The organism is Pseudomonas sp. GCEP-101 (assembly GCF_025133575.1).
Lineage (GTDB): Bacteria > Pseudomonadota > Gammaproteobacteria > Pseudomonadales > Pseudomonadaceae > Pseudomonas > Pseudomonas nitroreducens_B.
The window spans coordinates 1,651,343-1,669,192 of record NZ_CP104011.1 but is presented as its reverse complement, the minus strand read 5'-3'; the positions used below and the strand labels follow the sequence as shown (position 1 = coordinate 1,669,192).

Here is a 17,850-nt window from a genome sequence, read left to right as displayed (position 1 = left end):
CCGGTGAGACGTGGCGCTTCGGACAGGTCCGCCGCGCCGGGCATAAAAGAAGGGATCGGGGGTAACCAATCCCTGAAAGGTGAGGGAGGAATACTCCCCCTCAACCGGTGAGACGTGCCCGGCTCGCGCCGGGCGGATGATCAGGCGCGCAGCGGAATCAGGCGCGGGGCGATCATGTTTTCCGGCAGCAGGATGTCGGCCAGGGTGGCTTCGTCCAGCAGTTGTTCCTCGCGAACCAGTTCCAGTACGCCGCGGCCGGTTTCCAGCGCGATCTTGGCGATGCGGGTGGAGTTCTCGTAGCCGATGTACGGGTTCAGCGCGGTGACCAGGCCGATGCTGTGCTCCACCAGCTGGTGGCAGCGCTCGACGTTGGCGGTGATGCCGGTGATGCAATGCTCGCGCAGCATGTCCATGGCGCGCTGGAGCAGGCGGATCGAGTCGAAGATCTTGTAGGCGATCAGCGGCTCCATCACGTTGAGCTGCAGCTGGCCGCCTTCGGCCGCGATGGTCAGCGCCAGGTCGTTGCCCATGATTTCGAAGGCGCACATGTTCACCGCCTCCGGGATCACCGGGTTGACCTTGCCCGGCATGATCGAGCTGCCCGGCTGACGCGGCGGCAGGTTGATCTCGTTGATGCCGGTGCGCGGGCCGCTGGACAGCAGGCGCAGGTCGTTGCAGATCTTCGACAGCTTGACCGCGGTGCGCTTGAGCATGCCGGAGAACAGCACGAAGGCGCCCATGTCGGAGGTGGCTTCGATCAGGTCGGCGGCCGGGACGACCGGCTGGCCGCTGATTTCAGCCAGGCGCTCGACGGCCAGCTTCTGGTAGCCGGGGTCGGCGTTGATGCCGGTGCCGATCGCGGTGCCGCCCAGGTTCACTTCGGTCAGCAGTTCCGGCGCCAGGCGACGCAGGCGGTCGAGGTCTTCGCCCAGGGTGGTGGCGAAGGCGTGGAATTCCTGGCCGAGGGTCATCGGCACCGCGTCCTGCAGCTGGGTACGGCCCATCTTCAGTACGCCGGCGAACTCGACGCCCTTGGCGGCGAAGGCCTGGATCAGGCTGTCGAGGCTGGCCAGCAGGGTGTCGTGACCCAGCAGCAGGCCCAGGCGGATGGCGGTCGGGTAGGCGTCGTTGGTCGACTGCGCCATGTTCACGTCGTTGTTCGGGTGCAGGTACTTGTACTCACCCTTGGCGTGGCCCATGGCTTCGAGCGCGATGTTCGCGATGACTTCGTTCGCGTTCATGTTGGTCGAGGTGCCAGCGCCACCCTGGATCATGTCCACCACGAACTGGTCGTGGAAGTCGCCACGGATCAGACGGGCACAGGCTTCGCTGATGGCGGCGTGCTTGTCCGCCGGCAGGTGGCCGAGCTTGTGGTTGGCATCGGCAGCCGCCTGCTTGACCATCGCCAGGGCTACGACCAGTTTCGGGTAGTGCGACAGCGGCACGCCCGAGAGGCGGAAGTTGTTCACAGCGCGCAGGGTCTGAATGCCGTAGTAGGCGTCAGAAGGTACTTCGAGGGTGCCGAGGAGGTCTTTCTCGATGCGGAACGATGCAACAGGGGACATGACAGAGATTGTCTCAAAGGAACACGGCCAGTGCCGCGATGCCCGGTAGACTAAGGATTTCGCCTTTCGTCGGCCAATGCTGTTAAAGGCTGTCTCATGCACGAACGGCATAATGTACCCTGTGACGAATAGATGACGGCGAGCGTGTGACTGTGTTACGCGCGCCCGGCTCCTGACCAATCGATCAGCGCCTCGAGCGTTGGAGTGGATGTGAACCTCGAAACCAAATGGCTGGAAGACTTCAGCACCCTGGCCACCACCCGCAGTTTTTCCCAGGCCGCTGAAAAGCGCTTCGTCACCCAGCCCGCCTTCAGCCGGCGCATCCGCAGCCTGGAAGACGCCCTGGGTCTGACCCTGGTGAATCGCCAGCGCACGCCCATCGAGTTGACCGAGGCCGGCCAGCTGTTCCTGGTCACCGCCCGCGCGGTGGTCGAACAGCTCGGCCAGGTGGTGCGCCACCTGCATCACCTGGAGGGCGGGCAGGGCGAGGTGCTGCAGTTCGCCGCCGCGCACTCCCTGGCGCTGGGCTTCTTCCCGGCGTGGATCGCGCGCCTGCGCTCCGAGGGCCTGAACATTGCCAGCCGCCTGGTGGCGACCAACGTCGGCGAGGCGGTGCACCTGCTGCGCGAAGGCGGTTGCGACCTGATGATGGCCTTCTATGACCCGGACGCGGCCCTGCAGATGGACCCGGACGTCTTCCCCTCGCTGCACCTGGGCCGCACCGAGATGCTGCCGGTATGCGCGGTGAACTCCGCCGGCGTGCCGCTCTACGACCTCGACAGCGGCCAGAGCGTGCCGCTGCTGGCCTACAGCGCCGGCGCCTTCCTCGGTCGCGGGGTGAACCTGCTGCTGCGCCAGCGCAACCTGCGCTACACCACCGTCTATGAAACGGCGATGGCCGACAGCCTCAAGAGCATGGCGCTGCAGGGCATGGGCGTGGCCTGGGTGCCGCGCCTGAGCATGGAGTCCGAGCTGGCCCGCGGCGAGCTGGCGCTGTGCGGCGGCCCGCACTGGATCGTCCCGCAGGAAATCCGCCTGTACCGCTGCGCCCTGGTGCGCAAGGCGCAGATTCGGCTGCTGTGGCGCAAGCTCGAAGGCGGCCTGGGGCTGGACGAGACGCCCTGATCCGCTGCGGGCGGCGGACGATCGGGGCTGTTCCGTTTATTTGATAAGCATTATCATTTGCGGCTTTCCAGGGTCTTCCCCTCGCGCCGGCGTCGGCGCGGACCGCTGGCGAGCCTGCACCCGACCATGTCCCATCCCGAGCACCCGGCCGACTCCCGCTCGGCAGACGCCCCCGCGTCCGCCGAGGCGCTGCCGCGCGAGGATTTCCTGCGGGTGTTCCTCTCCCAGCGCCCGCGCATGGAAGCCCTGGTGCAGCGCCGCGTCGGCTGCCGCGCCACGGCGGCGGACCTGGTGCAGGAGCTGTTCCTGCGCTTCTGGAAGCGCCCCCAGGCGCCGGTGGAAGAACTCGGCAGCTACCTGCTGCGCAGCGCGCGCAACCTGGCCATCGACCACCTGCGCGGCGAGGATTCGCGCGGCCGCACCCTGAGCGCGCTGCTGCCCGATGACGACGCCGCGCAGCCGTCGCCGGAACAGGCGGTGCAGGCTGGCGCCGAGCTGGACCTGATCGAAGACGCCCTGCGCCAGTTGCCCGAGCGCACCCGTCATATCTTCCTGCTCAGCCGCGTGCACGGCCGCACCTACGGCGAAATCGCCACGGCCATGGGACTTTCCCGGAGCGCGGTGGAAAAACATATGATGCGCGCCCTCGATGCCTGCAAGGCGAGCCTGACGGCCGCCGCGCCGGCCACTCGCCGTGGAGCCGCCGACCGATGAAGCCCGACATCGCCCCCTCGCCCGAGGACGCCCAGCGTCAGGCACGCCAGTGGCTGCTGCGTTTGCAGGACCGTAACGGCGAAGCGTGGCTGGCGGCGTTCCAGGCGTGGCTGGCGGCAGACCCGCAACATGCTCGCGCCTATGCCGAGGTCGATGCGCTGTGGCAGGCCAGCGCCGCGCCGGCGCAACGCCTGGCCGCGCAGGAGGGCGATGCCTTGAACGCCTACCTGGCGCAGATGGATCGCCCCGCGACCCGCCGCGCCCAAAGCAATCACCGACGCTGGAGCTATCCGCTGGCCAGCGCCGCCTGCCTGCTGGTGACGCTCTGGGCCGGCGGCTGGTGGTCGCCGGGCCACTGGCTCACCGACCTGTCCGCCGACTACGTCAGTGCGCCGGGCGAAGTGCGGGAGATCGCCCTGGCCGACGGCTCGCGCCTGACGCTGGATGCCGACAGCGCCGTGGCCGTGTCCCTGGAGGGCGAGCAGCGCCGCGTCGATCTGCTGCGCGGGGCCGCGTTCTTCGCCGTGAAGCATCTGCCCACCCCTTTCGTCGTACGTGCCGGCGAGGCCGAAGCACGGGTGCTGGGCACCGAATTCGAAGTCCGCCGCCTGGGCGAGCAGACCCGCGTCACCGTCGCCGAAGGGCGCGTCGCGGTGCGCGGCAACCGCGCGGCCGGCGCGCCGGAAGTGGTGCTGGGCGCGGGCGAACGCGTCGGTATCGACGGCGCCCGGCTGGGCGACGCCCAACCCGCGGATGCACAGGCCACGCTGGCTTGGCGCCAGGGCTGGCTGACCTTCTACCGCGCGCCGCTGGGTGAAGTGCTGGAACGCCTGGGTACCTACTACCCCGGCCGCCTCGTATTGCTCGACAACGCACTGGCGCAGCGCCGGGTGACTGGCAGCTTCCGTAGCGCCGACCCGCAGGCGGCACTGGATTCGCTGCAGGCCGTGGTCGGTTTCCGTCAGCAGGCGTTGCTCGGGCGTTTCGTGCTGATCCGCTGAGCATTGAAAATATTTTCGAAAAAACCGTGAGGTATCGAGGCGGCTGCTCCGTGTAGTGGTCATGAATGCGATTTATTCGCATATGGAATCGACCTGTCGAGCAAGTGAGCCCCCGATGACCCCGTTGCGCCGCGCTGCCCCCGAACTGTCCCTGAAACCGCTTGCCGCCTTTGTTCTTGGCGCCGCCCTGGCTGCCGCGCAGGCGCCGGCCGTATTGGCGCAGGAGGCGGCCGCCCATTCCGCGCCGCAGGCGCAATTCGGCTTCGCCATCGCGGCGCAGCCGCTGCCCCAGGCGCTCAGCGCGTTCAGCCGGGTGACCGGCCTGAGCGTGGCCTACACCGACGAGGCGCCCTACGACCTTGCTAGCCCCGCGCTTTCCGGGCAGTTCAGCGCCAGCGATGCGCTGAACCGTCTGCTGGCCGGTTCCGGCTACCGGTTCCGCGTCCTCGACGGCCGCACCCTCACGCTGGAACGCCTGCCCGACGACACCCTGAGCCTCACCGACACCACGGTCACCGGCCAGGCCGAGCCCACCGGCTACCAGCCGGCGCCGGTCGCCTCCGTCGGCCGCACCGACACGCCGGTGCTGGAAACCCCGCAAAGCATCGTCACCGTCCCGGCCCAGGCGCTGCGCGACCAGATGCCGCGCAACCTCGACGACGCGCTGGGCAACATCAGCGGCGTGACCCAGGCCAACACCCTCGGCGGCACCCAGGACGCGGTGATGAAGCGCGGCTTCGGCGACAACCGCGACGGCTCGATCATGCGCGACGGCCTACCCTCGGTGCTGGGCCGCAACCTGACCGCCACCGCCGACCATGTCGAAGTGCTCAAGGGCCCGGCCTCGCTGCTCTACGGCATCCAGGACCCGGGCGGGGTGGTCAACGTGGTCAGCAAGAAGCCGCAGTTGCAGCAGTACAACGCGCTCACCCTGCGCGGCTCGACCTTCGCCCATGGCAAGCAGGGCAGCGGCGCGCAGATCGACAGCACCGGCGCGCTGGGCGAGAGCAACCTGGCCTACCGGCTGATCGTCGATCACCAGGACGAGAACTACTGGCGCAACTTCGGCCAGCAGCGCGAAACCCTCGTCGCGCCGTCCCTGGCCTGGTTCGGCGAGGACACCACGGTCAAACTCAGCTACGAGCATCGCGAGTTCAAGACGCCGTTCGACCGCGGCACCGCCATCGACCCGCGCACCAACAAGCCACTGGACATCCCGCGCACGCGCCGCCTGGACGAGCCGTTCAACATCACCGAAGGCCGCTCCGACCTCAGCCGCCTGGACATCGAGCATCGCCTCGACGATGCCTGGAGGGCGCACTTCGCCTACGGCTGGACCCGCGAAACCTACGACGACAACCAGGCGCGCATCACCAAGGTCAACAGCAATGGCACCCTGACCCGCCGCGTCGACGGCACCCACGGCGCGGTGAGCAGCGACAGCTTCGCCACCGCCGGCCTGAACGGCGACCTGCAGCTGGGCGGCTTCCGCCATGAGCTGGTGGTCGGCATCGACAGCGAGAAGCGCAAGATCTACCGCGCCGACCTGATCCGTGACACCAAGAACACCACCTTCAACTACCTCGATCCGGTCTACGGGCAGATTTCCCCGGCCACCCGCGTCAGCGCCGCCGACAGTGACCAGACCGACAAGCTGCGCAGCGACTCGCTGTTCCTGCAGGACTCCTGGCACCTGGACGAGCACTGGATCCTGGTGGCCGGCGGGCGCTACCAGATGTACGACCAGTACGCCGGGCGCGGCCGGCCGTTCAAGGCCAACACCGACATCAGCGGGCAGAAGTGGGTGCCGCGCGCGGGCGTGGTCTACAAGGTCAACGACGAGTTCTCGCTCTACGGCAGCTACACCCAGTCGTTCAAGCCCAACTCCACCATCGCGCCGCTCTCCACCGGCGAGGTGATCGACTCGGCGATCCAGCCTGAGCAGGCCTCGTCCTGGGAGATCGGCGGCAAGCTCGACATTCCCGGCCGCGTGACCGCCAACCTGGCGCTGTTCGACATCCGCAAGCGCAACGTGATGGTCACCCAGCTCGACGCCAACGGCGACAGCCGCGTCAGCACTGCCGGCAAGGTGCGCTCCTACGGCGCCGAGCTGGATGTCACCGGCCAACTGACCGACCGCTGGAGCCTGCTGGGCAGCTACGCCTGGCTGGATGCGCAAGTGACCGAGGACCCGGAGCTGGAAGGCAACCGCCTGCAGAACGTGGCCAAGGAAACTGCCTCGCTGACGGCGGTGTACGACGCCGGCTCGCTGCTCGGCGGCGACGACCTGCGCCTGGGCGGCGGCGCCCGCTACGTGGGCAAGCGCGCGGGCGACCCGGCCAACTCCTTCGAGCTGCCGTCCTACACCGTGGCCGACGCCTTCGCCAGCTATGACACCCAGCTGGGCGGGCACAAGGTCGGCTTCCAGTTCAACGTGAAGAACCTGTTCGACCGCACCTACTACCCGTCGGCGGCGAACAACCTCTACGTGGCCGTGGGCGAGCCGCGGCAGCTCGAGTTGTCCACCACGGTGGAGTTCTGATTGGTAGGAGCGGATTCATCCGCGATCCGGCCGGCAGGCCGGCATTCAGGCGTATCGCGGACGGAGTCCGCTCCTACAGGGCGGCCTTTGAAAGATGGGTGGAGCGAAGCGATACCCATGCAGCAGATAGCGGTGCGGGAGCGCCCGATGGGCGCGTTCGCGGGCATGGCCCGCTCCTACAGGAGATACCGGCTGACGCCAAGGTTTCACCCCGCACCGTACGGTCCCCTCTCCCGCTTGCGGGAGAGGGTTAGGGAGAGGGGCTGTTGATCGTCAGCGTGCCTCGATGAGTCCGCTTCGCGAGCAAGCTCGCTCCTACAGAAGCACCGGGGCTTGGCTTACATCTCCACCACCACCCGCCCTTCGATCTGCCCGGCGCGCATGCGGTCGAGGATGGCGTTGATGTCATCCAGCTTGCCGGAGGACACGGTGGCCTTCACCAGGCCCTCGCCGGCGAAGTCCAGGGCTTCCTGCAGATCGGCGCGGGTGCCGACGATGGAGCCGGTGATGTGCAGGCCCTTGAGCACCACGTCGAAGATCGGCGTGGGGAAGTCGCCCGGCGGCAGGCCGACCAGCGACACGGTGCCGCCGCGACGGGCCATGCCGATGCCCTGGCCGAAGGCGCTGTTGGATACCGCCGTGACCAGCACGCCGTGGGCCCCGCCGATATCGCGCTGCACCACCTCGACCGGGTCTTGCGTCTTCGCGTTGATGGTCAGGCTGGCGCCCAGGCGCCGGGCCAGCTCCAGCTTGGCGTCATCCACGTCCACCGCCACCACGTGCAGGCCCATGGCTTTGGCGTACTGCACCGCGACGTGGCCCAGGCCGCCGATGCCGGAGATCGCCACCCACTGGCCAGGGCGCGCGCCGGTTTCCTTCAGGCCCTTGTAGACGGTGACGCCCGCGCAGAGGATCGGCGCGATTTCCAGGAAGCCGACGTCCTTGGGCAATATCCCCACGTAGTTCGGGTCCGCCAGCACGTATTCGGCGTAGCCGCCGTTCACCGAGTAGCCGGTGTTCTGCTGGCTTTCGCAGAGGGTTTCCCAGCCGGTCAGGCAGTGCTCGCAGCAGCCGCAGGCGGTATACAGCCAGGGCACGCCGACGCGGTCGCCTTCCTTCACGCGGGTGACGCCGGCGCCGACGGCGGCGACGAAACCGACGCCCTCATGGCCGGGAATGAACGGCAGGCTCGGCTTCACCGGCCAGTCGCCTTCGGCGGCGTGCAGGTCGGTGTGGCAGACGCCGGAGGCTTCGATCTTCACCAGGATCTGCCCGGGGCCGGGCAGGGGGACTTTGACTTCCTCGATCCGCAGTGGCGCGCCAAAGGCGTGGACGACGGCGGCTTTCATGGTCGTGGGCAGGGTCGTGGACATTGCGCTCGCTCCTTGAAGGGTGAGGGACCTGCCCGTCCGGGCAGGTTCGTGTCAGACGAGTCTGAGCCTCTGAGCCTAGGCCATCTTGAGCTGAGGCAAGCTTTTCCGAGGTCGATTCCGAAGCCGTCGTCGGGCGTGTCGGTGCCGGAATGACGAATTCGGGACCAACGGTCATGCCCAGTGCACTGCGCCACGGTCTTTGCGGTATACTGCGCCGCCTTCAAGCCGGCACTGCCCGCCGGTTTGGCCACGTACAAGCCACGCCCTCACGGAGTCGTGGCTTGTTGGTTTCTGACGCGCCCAAGAGCGCACTTGAGAGAGGCACGACGATGAGCGCACTGGTTGGCGTGATCATGGGGTCGAAATCCGACTGGAGCACCCTGAGCCACACCGCAGACATGCTGGACAAGCTCGGCATTCCGTACGAAGTGAAGGTGGTGTCCGCCCACCGCACGCCGGATCTGCTCTTCCAGTACGCCGAAGAGGCCGATGGCCGTGGCATCGAAGTGATCATCGCCGGCGCCGGCGGTGCCGCCCACCTGCCGGGCATGTGCGCCGCCAAGACCCACCTGCCGGTGCTCGGCGTGCCGGTGCAGTCTTCCATGCTCTCGGGCGTCGATTCGCTGCTCTCCATCGTGCAGATGCCCGCGGGCGTGCCGGTCGCCACCCTGGCCATCGGCAAGGCCGGCGCGACCAACGCCGCCCTGCTGTCCGCCAGCATCCTGGGCGCCAAGTATCCCCAGTACCACGAGGCGCTGAAGCAATTCCGCGCCACCCAGACCGAGACGGTGCTGGACAATCCCGATCCGCGCGAGGCCTGAGTACGACCATGAAGATCGGTGTCATCGGTGGCGGCCAGCTGGGCCGCATGCTGTCCCTGGCGGGCACTCCGCTGGGCATGAACTTCGCCTTCCTCGACCCGGCGCCGGACGCCTGCGCGCAAGCCCTGGGCGAGCACATCCGCGCTGACTACAGCGACCAGGACCATCTGCGCCAGCTGGCCGATGAAGTCGACCTGGTGACCTTCGAATTCGAGAGCGTGCCGGCCGAGACCGTGGCCTTCCTCTCGCAGTTCGTGCCGGTCTACCCGAACGCCGAGTCGCTGCGCATCGCCCGCGACCGCTGGTTCGAGAAGTCCATGTTCAAGGACCTGGGCATCCCGACCCCGGCCTTCGCCGACGTGCAGTCCCAGGCCGACCTCGACGCCGCGGTGGCCAGCATCGGCCTGCCGGCGGTGATGAAGACCCGCACCCTGGGCTACGACGGCAAGGGCCAGAAGGTCCTGCGCAAGGCCGAGGACGTCAGCGGCGCCTTCGCCGAACTGGGCAGCGTGCCCTGCATCCTCGAAGGCTTCGTGCCCTTCACCGGCGAAGTGTCGCTGGTGGCGGTGCGCGCCCGCGATGGCGAGACGCGCTTCTACCCGCTGGTGCACAACACCCACGAGAACGGCATCCTGCGCCTTTCCGTGGCGAGCACCGACCACCCGTTGCAGGCGCTGGCCGAGGACTACGTCGGCCGCGTGCTGGACAAGCTGGACTATGTCGGCGTGCTGGCCTTCGAATTCTTCGAGGTCGACGGCGGCCTGAAGGCCAACGAGATCGCCCCGCGGGTGCACAACTCCGGTCACTGGACCATCGAAGGCGCCGAGTGCAGCCAGTTCGAGAACCACGTACGGGCCATCGCCGGCCTGCCGCTGGGCTCGACCGCCAAAGTCGGCGAGAGCGCCATGCTCAACTTCATCGGCGAAGTACCGCCGGTGGCCGAGGTGCTGAACGTCGCCGACTGCCACCTGCACCACTACGGCAAGGCCTTCAAGGCCGGGCGCAAGGTCGGTCATGCCACCCTGCGCAGCGCCGACCTGCCGACCCTGAAGGCGCGCATCGCCGAGGTCGAGGCACTGATCGCCAAGGCCTGACGGCGGGACGATCGAGGCGACCGATGAAAGCCGCGTCATTCACTGACGCGGCTTTTTTCATGGGCGCAGCAACGGCCCTGTAAGGCCCGCGAAACACGCCCGGTCGCTCTGGATCGCGGCGATACACGGAACGCTGGCGTTTCCTACACTGTCCCATGACAGGCGCGCACTTACCGCGCTCAACCCACAAGGAGGGACTGTCATGGGCTTCATCGGAACCATCGTCATTGGCCTGATCGTCGGACTCATCGCGCGCTTCATCAAGCCGGGCGATGACAGCATGGGCTGGATCATGACCATCCTGATCGGCATCGGCGGCTCGCTGCTGGCCACCTACGGCGGCCAGGCGCTGGGCATCTACGCGGCCGGGCAGGCGGCAGGTTTCATCGGCGCGGTGATCGGCGCCATCGTGCTGCTGGTCATTTACGGGCTGATCAAGAAGAATTGACGGTGATTTCCGCCCCTCTCCCGCCACGGGGGAGGGCGCAGGAAGCCCTTACCGCCTGTGCCCGACCGGGCCCTTCGAGTCCACGATGCGCCGACCACTGCTCGCCTGCTGTCTGATACTGCTGACTTCCCTGGCCTCCGCCGCCGAACTCCCCGAAACCGACTGGCTGTCCCTGATGCCGCCCAGCGACCGCAAGGCGCTGGAGGATATGCCGGAGATCAGCCACAACGGCCCCGAGGCCAACGGCACCTTCACCAACAAGGGCGGCCTGAAACAGACCGACAAGAAGCTGCCGCAGGTGATGTATTCCACCAAGACCGTCGCTGCGCTGAACGGCAAGGCGTTGCGCCTGGGCGGTTACCCGGTGCCGCTGGAAAATGACGCCAAGGGCCGCGTCACCGAATTCTTCCTGGTGCCTTACCCGGGCGCCTGCATCCACGTGCCGCCGCCGCCGCCGAACCAGATCGTGCTGGTGCGCTACCCCAAGGGCATCCGGATCGACGACATCTACAGCCCGATCTGGGTCAGCGGCACCCTGAAGGTCGAGAAGGTCAGCAACGACCTGGCCGACGCGGCCTACGCCATCGACGACGCCAAGGTGCGGCCGGTGGAGGAGAGCGACCTGTAAGAGCGGGCTTTCGTAGGAGCGGACTCCGTCCGCGATCCGTCGGCAATACCGGCACGGCATCAGGTTCGCGAGCAAGCTCGCTCCTACGCAAAGCGCACCGGTACCTCTCTGTCGGAGCGAGCTTGCTCGCGAACCGCGCTGGCACCCTTTCAATCGCGGACGGAGTCCTACCCGTAGCAGGCCTCGGAACGTAGGGAAAATAACCTGGAACAGGTTATGCGCCGGATCGTCCGCGGCGGATAACGCTGGCGCGTTTTGCGCCCTACGGGGCTGGCCGACGTCATTGACGATGCCAAAGCGCGCTCGGTGAAAGAGAGCGACCTGTAAGAGCGGGCTTTCGTGGGAGCGAACTCCGTCCCCGATCCGTCGCAAGGCCGGCACGGCATCAGGTTCGCGAGCAAGCTCGCTCCTACGCAAAGCGCACCAGTGCCACTCTGTAGGAGCGAGCTTGCTCGCGAACCGCCCTGGCACCTTTTCAATCGCGGACGGAGTCCGCTCCTACATCACCTGGGGCCGTCGAGTGTTTACTGGCTCAGCGGCTCACTCCAGATTTCCACGCTCATCGTCTCGCTGCGCCCCGGCGCCACGCTCATGGCGTCGTCCATCACCCGTGCGGTCTCGATGCAGAGCATCCCGGTCCAGGCGTCGTCGGGCATCTGCGACAGGCGCGCGGCCTTGTCGATCCACGGGTTCCACACCACCGCCGAGCGCGAGCCATCACCCTTGACGTGGATGCCGCGCTCCCACAGCGGATCGTGGATCACCAGGGTCTTGTCCACGTCCAGGTAGACGCGGTCGGTCTCGCCGGTGAAGCGGACCACGCCGTGCTGCTGGCGCTCTTCCCAGTTCTCCATGGCGTCCAGGTAGCGATTGCCCTGCAGGCCTTCGATGCTGGCCTGGCGGCAGTCGCTGACGGCGAAATAGGTGTGCAGCGCCTGGGTCAGCGGCAACGGTTTGTCGCCCAGGTTGTGGGTGGTCATCTCCAGGCGCAGGCGCTCGCCGAAGCGCATCACCAGCTCCAGCCGCGCCGAATGCGGCCAGCCGGGCAGGCCGTTGCTGGCATCGAAGCTGAAGTGCACGGCCAGTTGCCCCTGCTCGTCGGCGATATCGTCCAGTTGCCAGTCCACCGCGCGCACCAGGCCGTGGGCCGGGGGCTTGTCGCCGGTGTAGGCGGTACGGATGTCCACCGGGTTGCGTTCGAACACGCCGAACCAGGGCCAGCACACCGGTGCGCCGCCGCGCACGGATTGTCCGTGGCGGTATTCGGCCGTCTCGCTCAGCCACACCAGCGGCGGCTGCTCGTGGGGTTGGTAGCTCAGCAGTTGCGCGCCCTGCTGGGCGATCAGGGCTTCACCATGGGCGGTGTGGATGCGCCAGCAGGACAGTTGATCGATCTGTACCTGCTCGACGCGGGGAGTCTGGATATCGCTGCTCATGGTGGTCTCCGGGACTGCGATGCGAAAGTTTCAGTATCACCGATCCTTTGCGTCGCAGGCAGTTCCCGGAGAATGAAAAGATCAGCGCAGGCGCAGGTCTGCCAGCTGCGTCCGCTGTCGTCCCTGGCCATCGAAGTTGGAGGCGCCCAGCCAGGCCTCGAAGGCTTGCTCGCAGCGTGGCCACTCGCTGTCGATGATGGAGAACCAGGCGGTGTCGCGGTTGCGGTCCTTGACCACGGTGGCCTGGCGGAAGGTGCCCTCGTAGACGAAGCCCAGGCGCTCGGCGGCGCGCATGGAGCGGGCGTTGAGCGCGTTGCACTTCCATTCCAGGCGGCGGTAGCGCATCTCGAAGGCCCACCGGGCCAGCAGGTACACCGCCTCGGTGGAGGCCGGCGAGCGCTGCATCACGCGGCCATAGGCGATGTGGCCGATCTCGATGCTGCCGTCCCTGGGGAAGATCCGCAGGTAGCTGAGCAGGCCCACCGCGCGGCCGCTCTCGCGGTCGATAACGGCGAAGAACAGCGGGTCGTTGCTGGCCGCATTGCCCGCCAGCCAGGCGTCGAAGGGCGCGCGTTCGGGGAAGGGGCCATAGGGCAGGTAGTCCCACAGCGCGGGGTCGCAGTCCCGCCCTTGTAGCGCCTGCCACAGGTCGTCGCCGTGGAGGGCGGCGTCCAGCGGCACCAGGTTGATGTAGCGGCCGGTGAGGGTGCGGCGTTCCGGGCTGGCGGCGGGGTGCCAGTTCAGCAGGGGTTGCTCGTTCATGGGCGCTCCGGCTCAGAAGATCTTGCGGTACTGGACGAACCCGGAACGGTCGGCGATCCGGTCGTAGAGGAACATGGCGTCGGTATTGCTCTCGTGGGTCAGCCAGTGCACCCGCGAGGCGCCGTTGGCGCGGGCGTCGGCGTACACGTGCTCGATCAGTGCCGCGCCGATGCCGCCGCCGCGCTGGCCTTCGGCGACGTACAGGTCCTGCAGGTAGACGTAGTCGCCCTGGGTCCAGCAGGAGCGGTGGTAGATGAAGTGCACCAGGCCGATGGCGACGCCGTCGCGCCAGGCGAGGGCGGCGTGCATCGGTTCGGCGGCATCGAGGAACCGCTGCCAGGTGACGGCCGTGGTGGCCTCCTCGATGGTGGTCTTGTAGAAGCGCTGGTAGCCCTGCCAGAGCGGTAGCCAGGCGGCATGATCGGCAGCGGTGATCGGGCGGATCTCGACGGCGGAAGACATGGTGACGACCTTGTGTGCGTTGGAATGCCTCCAGCCTAGGTCGGGAATTGGTTCTGCTAAAGAGCCATTCATGGTGAAATCAAAGGAACCATTGTCGCTGTCCTGGAAGTTGACGCCATGAGCGTGCCGTTGCCCTTCAACCCGTCCGGTATCTGCCTCGACCCAGCGCGCCCGCTCGGGCTGCAGCTGTTCCAGGCATTGCGCGAGCGCATTCTCGATGGCCGCCTGGCGGCCCGTTCGCGCCTGCCGGCCAGCCGCGACCTGGCGGCGTCGCTGAATGTGTCCCGCAATACGGTGGTGCGCGCCTATGAGCAGCTCTATGCGGAGGGCTACATCGAGGGCCGTACCGGTGACGGCACCTACGTCGCGGAACGTGTCCAGCCGGCCGTGGACACACTGCGCGGTGCAGCGCGCAGCCCGGACGCGCCGTCCCTGGAACGCCTCGCGCGGCATCATCTGCCGATGCCGCCCACCGGCGCGCCACGGGCTTTCCGTGTGGGGGTGCCGGCGTTCGACCTGTTCCCCTTCGATACCTGGGCACGGCTACAGGCGCGCTTCTGGCGCGACCCGCCACTGGATTGCCTGGGCTACGGCGACCCGGCCGGTGAGCAGCGCCTGCGCGAGCTGGTCGCCGCCTATCTGCGCAGCTCCCGCGGCCTGCACTGCGACGCGGGCCAGGTCATCATCACCAGCGGCGCCCAGCAGGGCATCGCGCTGTGCGCCCAGGTGCTGCTGGCCGAGGGCGACGGTGCGGCCATCGAGAACCCTGGCTACCGCGCCGCCGGCCATGCCTTCGCCACGGCGGGCGCGCGCCTGCACGGCGTGCCGGTGGATGCCGACGGGCTGTGCACGGCGCGGCTGGCGCAGTTGCCGGACTGCCGGCTGGTCTACGTCACCCCGTCGCACCAGTACCCCACCGGCGTCACCCTGTCGCTGGCGCGGCGCCTGGAGCTGCTGGAGTGGGCCGAGCGCAACGGTGGCTGGATCGTCGAGGACGACTACGACGGCGAGTACCGCTACAGCGGGACGCCCCTGATGCCGCTGGCGGCGCTGGACCGGCATGACCGCGTGCTCTATGTCGGCACTTTCTGCAAGATCGCCTTCCCGGCGCTGCGCCTGGGCTACCTGGTCGTCCCGCCGGCGCTGGCGCAGGCCTTCGCCCGCCGCCGCGCGCTGGACGTGCGCCATTCCGAGGTGGGCACCCAGCGGGTGATGGCGGACTTCATTGCCGAAGGGCATTTCCAGCGCCACGTCCGCCGCATGCGCCGCGCCGCCCGCAGCCGTCGCGATGCGCTGCTGCGCGGCTGGCCGGAGATTGCCGGCTGCGCACCGATGCCGGCGGTGGAAGCAGGCTTGCACCTCTGCGTTCGCGTCGACAGCCGCGAAAGGGAACTGGAGTTGGTGCAACGCGCCTTGGCGGTTGGCGTGGAAGTGAATGCCCTGAGCGATTACTGGCTGCCGGAATCCGCCGAGCCGGCGGATGAACGCGCCGGATTGGTGCTGGGCTTCGCCGCCGTGCCGGAGGCGCGGATTGCCGAGGCGTTGAGGGCGTTGCGCAAGGCCTGGAGATGAAGAGCCCCTCTGCCTAACCCTCTCCCTGAAGGGAGAGGGGACTGCCCTCTGCAAGCGGGTCATTCTGACAACGTCCGCAAGCGCCGTAGTCACAGCTAAACACCGAACGGCTCCCTCTCCCTTCGGAGCGGGGCGCGTAGCCAGGGCCGGGGAGAGGGTAAGGAACTCAACCTTGGTCGCGGAGTCGGGACAAACTCGCTGTCGCTTGTAACCCAAAGCTATTTCCTTAGCTGCCTTACGAAGTTGGCGTCAGACACTAGGCTCCCTAAAATGTTGCCCCTCTCGAAAACACCCGGAGCCGCCATGAGCCTAGCCCTGTCCACCGTCCCCGAGCGCAAGTCCACCGCGCCCTGGGTTGCCTTCCTCCTGCTGCTGGCGGGGGCGCTGTTCCTCGCGCAGGCAGTGAGCGGCCGACAGGCCCTGCTGTTCCTGGTCGGCGGCGCGCTGGGGCTGACGCTCTATCACGCGGCCTTCGGCTTCACCTCCGCGTGGCGCGTGTTCCTCCGCGAGCGCCGTGGTGCCGGCCTGCGCGCGCAGATGGTGATGCTGGCGCTGGCGGTGCTGCTGTTCTTCCCGGCGCTGGCCGCCGGCACCCTGTTCGGCGAACCGGTGAAGGGGCTGGTGTCGCCGGCCGGCACCTCGGTCATCGTCGGCGCCTTCATTTTCGGCATCGGCATGCAGCTGGGCGGTGGCTGTGCCTCCGGCACGCTGTTCACCGTGGGCGGTGGCAACGCGCGGATGCTGGTGACGCTGCTGTTCTTCATCGTCGGCTCGGTCGTCGCCACGCACCACATCGGTTGGTGGTTCGCCCTGCCGTCCCTGCCGCCGACCTCCGTCGTGCAGTCCCTGGGCCTGTTCCCGGCGCTGGCGCTGAGCCTGGCGCTGTTCGCTGCCATCGCCGCGGTCAGCGTGGTGCTGGAGCGCCGCCGCCATGGCGTGCTGGAGCTGATCGCCAGCAACGGCGAGAAGGGCGTCGGCCGGTTCTTCCGCGGGCCCTGGCCGCTGGTCTGGGGCGCGGTGGCGCTGGCGCTGCTGAACTTCGCCACCCTGGCGTTGGCCGGGCGCCCGTGGGGCGTCACCTCGGCCTTCGCCCTGTGGGGCGCGAAGGCGGCGGAAACCCTCGGCATCGCCGTGCACAACTGGGCCTTCTGGCAGGCCGAGGCCAACGCCAAGGCGCTGGCCGCGCCGGTGTGGCAGGACGTCACCAGCGTCATGGACGTCGGCATCATGATCGGCGCGCTGCTGGCCGCCGGCCTTGCCGGGCGCTTCGCGCCGAGCCTGAAGATTCCCGCGCGCTCGCTGATCGCGGCGGTGATCGGTGGCCTGCTGCTGGGCTACGGCGCGCGCCTGGCCTACGGCTGCAACATCGGCGCGTACTTCAGCGGCATCGCGTCCGGCAGTCTGCACGGCTGGCTGTGGCTGGTGGCGGCGTTCTTCGGCAATGCGGTGGGCGTGCGCCTGCGACCGTTCTTCTTCCCCGCCGAGCGCGTGGAAGCGCGCCTGACCGGCTGCTGAATCAGGTCGGGCGGGGCGCTGCCCGCTCTGCCCAATACGTCTGCTTGTGGCCGCGGGCCTGGTAGTCCCGCGCCAGGGCCTCGGCCTCGGCGCGGGTCAGCTGGCGGCGCATGACGAAGCGGTTACCGTTGTCGTCCAGGCGCAGCAGGCACCAGTCGCGCTCCTCAGGCATCGAAGGTCGAGGTCTTGCGCAGGCGCAGCGCGAGGAGGATCAGCAGGATGCCGAAGAACACCGCGTAGGCGCCGATCACCCAGGCCACGGCGAGCGCGCCGGCTCCCGGGTTGGCGATCATCAGCACGCCGAACAGCACCGACACCGCGCCGGAAAGCCCCAGCCACCATTCGTTCTGCAGCGCCTTGCGCAGGCGGATCGCGGTGATGATCTGCAGCACACCGATCACCAGCGCCCAGCCGGCGATCAGCATCAACAGGCCCAGCGCGGTCAGTTGCGGCCAGAAGAAGGCCACCAGCCCGGCGGCGATCCCCAGCAGGCCCACCAGCACCAGTGGCCACAACGGCCTCCCGGATTCGCGCATCTGCGCGGCGGCGATCAGGGTGAACAGGCCGTCGACGAACGCGTAGGCGCCGAAGAACAGCACCATCACGGTCAGCACGATTCCCGGCCAGACCATGGCCAGGATGCCGAACAGCACGGCGGCGACGCCCCGCAGGGCGATCCATTTCCAGTGGCGGCCCAGGGCTTGCCAGAGCGGGTGTTGCGACATGGCGGCGGTCCTCGCGAAGGGGTATGGCTGCAACCATAGCCCCGCCTGCTCGTGGGTGCTTGAGCGA

The 17,850-nt window shown here is 68.0% G+C and carries 17 protein-coding genes; 10 read left to right on the top strand and 7 right to left on the bottom strand.

The window, feature by feature from the left end:
- Positions 1 to 140 precede the first annotated feature (140 nt).
- On the bottom strand, positions 141 to 1,565 hold the full coding sequence (locus tag N0B71_RS07575; protein ID WP_259758142.1) for an aspartate ammonia-lyase: 1,425 nt from the start codon (positions 1,563 to 1,565) through the stop codon (positions 141 to 143).
- A gap of 210 nt (positions 1,566 to 1,775) precedes the next feature.
- On the opposite strand from N0B71_RS07575, the gene N0B71_RS07570 reads away from it, so the two are divergent.
- The 4 genes from N0B71_RS07570 (at position 1,776) to N0B71_RS07555 (ending at position 6,947) form a co-directional block, all read left to right on the top strand.
- Entirely contained in the window at positions 1,776 to 2,690 is a 915-nt protein-coding gene (locus tag N0B71_RS07570; RefSeq protein ID WP_259758141.1) for a LysR substrate-binding domain-containing protein, read from the top strand.
- Between the two features lie 126 nt (positions 2,691 to 2,816).
- Positions 2,817 to 3,404 (top strand): RNA polymerase sigma factor, encoded by a 588-nt coding sequence (locus N0B71_RS07565; protein WP_259758140.1) that lies wholly within the window; start codon positions 2,817 to 2,819, stop codon positions 3,402 to 3,404.
- Entirely contained in the window at positions 3,401 to 4,405 is a 1,005-nt protein-coding gene (locus N0B71_RS07560; RefSeq protein WP_259758139.1) for a FecR family protein, read from the top strand. The genes N0B71_RS07565 and N0B71_RS07560 overlap by 4 nt, the downstream gene beginning before the upstream one ends.
- Before the next feature lie 115 nt (positions 4,406 to 4,520).
- Complete coding sequence (locus N0B71_RS07555; RefSeq protein ID WP_259758137.1) at positions 4,521 to 6,947, top strand: TonB-dependent siderophore receptor; 2,427 nt, start codon at positions 4,521 to 4,523, stop codon at positions 6,945 to 6,947.
- Positions 6,948 to 7,285: 338 nt separating this feature from the next.
- Here the strand turns inward: N0B71_RS07555 and adhP are convergent, their stop codons facing one another.
- On the bottom strand, positions 7,286 to 8,320 hold the full coding sequence (gene adhP / locus N0B71_RS07550; protein WP_259758136.1) for an alcohol dehydrogenase AdhP: 1,035 nt from the start codon (positions 8,318 to 8,320) through the stop codon (positions 7,286 to 7,288).
- Positions 8,321 to 8,649: 329 nt separating this feature from the next.
- On the opposite strand from adhP, the gene purE reads away from it, so the two are divergent.
- The 4 genes from purE to N0B71_RS07530 all read left to right on the top strand — a co-directional run bounded on the left by purE (position 8,650) and on the right by N0B71_RS07530 (position 11,311).
- Complete coding sequence (gene purE / locus N0B71_RS07545) at positions 8,650 to 9,141, top strand: 5-(carboxyamino)imidazole ribonucleotide mutase (RefSeq protein ID WP_017521570.1); 492 nt, start codon at positions 8,650 to 8,652, stop codon at positions 9,139 to 9,141.
- A gap of 8 nt (positions 9,142 to 9,149) precedes the next feature.
- Positions 9,150 to 10,235: a 5-(carboxyamino)imidazole ribonucleotide synthase gene (locus N0B71_RS07540; protein ID WP_259758134.1), complete on the top strand. Its 1,086-nt coding sequence runs from the start codon at positions 9,150 to 9,152 to the stop codon at positions 10,233 to 10,235.
- A 202-nt stretch (positions 10,236 to 10,437) separates the two neighbouring features.
- Positions 10,438 to 10,683 (top strand): GlsB/YeaQ/YmgE family stress response membrane protein, encoded by a 246-nt coding sequence (locus N0B71_RS07535; RefSeq protein ID WP_259758133.1) that lies wholly within the window; start codon positions 10,438 to 10,440, stop codon positions 10,681 to 10,683.
- Between the two features lie 85 nt (positions 10,684 to 10,768).
- Positions 10,769 to 11,311 (top strand): DUF3299 domain-containing protein, encoded by a 543-nt coding sequence (locus tag N0B71_RS07530; RefSeq protein WP_259758131.1) that lies wholly within the window; start codon positions 10,769 to 10,771, stop codon positions 11,309 to 11,311.
- Between the two features lie 524 nt (positions 11,312 to 11,835).
- Here N0B71_RS07530 and N0B71_RS07525 read toward each other — a convergent pair.
- From N0B71_RS07525 to N0B71_RS07515, 3 genes are all read right to left on the bottom strand, one after another.
- Complete coding sequence (locus N0B71_RS07525) at positions 11,836 to 12,747, bottom strand: D-hexose-6-phosphate mutarotase (protein WP_259758130.1); 912 nt, start codon at positions 12,745 to 12,747, stop codon at positions 11,836 to 11,838.
- Between the two features lie 81 nt (positions 12,748 to 12,828).
- Positions 12,829 to 13,509, bottom strand: a complete 681-nt coding sequence (locus N0B71_RS07520; protein ID WP_259758129.1) for a GNAT family N-acetyltransferase — start codon at positions 13,507 to 13,509, stop codon at positions 12,829 to 12,831.
- Positions 13,510 to 13,521: 12 nt separating this feature from the next.
- A complete protein-coding gene (locus N0B71_RS07515) occupies positions 13,522 to 13,971 on the bottom strand; it encodes a GNAT family N-acetyltransferase (protein ID WP_259758128.1) in 450 nt (149 codons plus the stop codon).
- Positions 13,972 to 14,088: 117 nt separating this feature from the next.
- Here N0B71_RS07515 and pdxR point away from each other — a divergent pair, with 117 nt between their 5' ends.
- A complete protein-coding gene (gene pdxR / locus N0B71_RS07510; protein WP_259758127.1) occupies positions 14,089 to 15,543 on the top strand; it encodes a MocR-like pyridoxine biosynthesis transcription factor PdxR in 1,455 nt (484 codons plus the stop codon).
- A 303-nt stretch (positions 15,544 to 15,846) separates the two neighbouring features.
- Positions 15,847 to 17,058: a YeeE/YedE family protein gene (locus N0B71_RS07505; protein WP_259758125.1), complete on the top strand. Its 1,212-nt coding sequence runs from the start codon at positions 15,847 to 15,849 to the stop codon at positions 17,056 to 17,058.
- Position 17,059: 1 nt separating this feature from the next.
- Here the strand turns inward: N0B71_RS07505 and N0B71_RS07500 are convergent, their stop codons facing one another.
- Together N0B71_RS07500 and N0B71_RS07495 are read right to left on the bottom strand one after the other, a co-directional pair.
- Positions 17,060 to 17,230 carry a hypothetical protein gene (locus tag N0B71_RS07500; RefSeq protein WP_259758124.1) on the bottom strand — a complete coding sequence of 57 codons (171 nt, stop codon included), beginning with the start codon at positions 17,228 to 17,230 and terminating at the stop codon, positions 17,060 to 17,062.
- The gene (locus tag N0B71_RS07495) at positions 17,223 to 17,783 is read right to left on the bottom strand and encodes an HdeD family acid-resistance protein (RefSeq protein WP_259758123.1); all 561 of its coding nucleotides are present in this window, start codon (positions 17,781 to 17,783) and stop codon (positions 17,223 to 17,225) included. The genes N0B71_RS07500 and N0B71_RS07495 overlap by 8 nt, the downstream gene beginning before the upstream one ends.
- Positions 17,784 to 17,850: the final 67 nt, after the last annotated feature.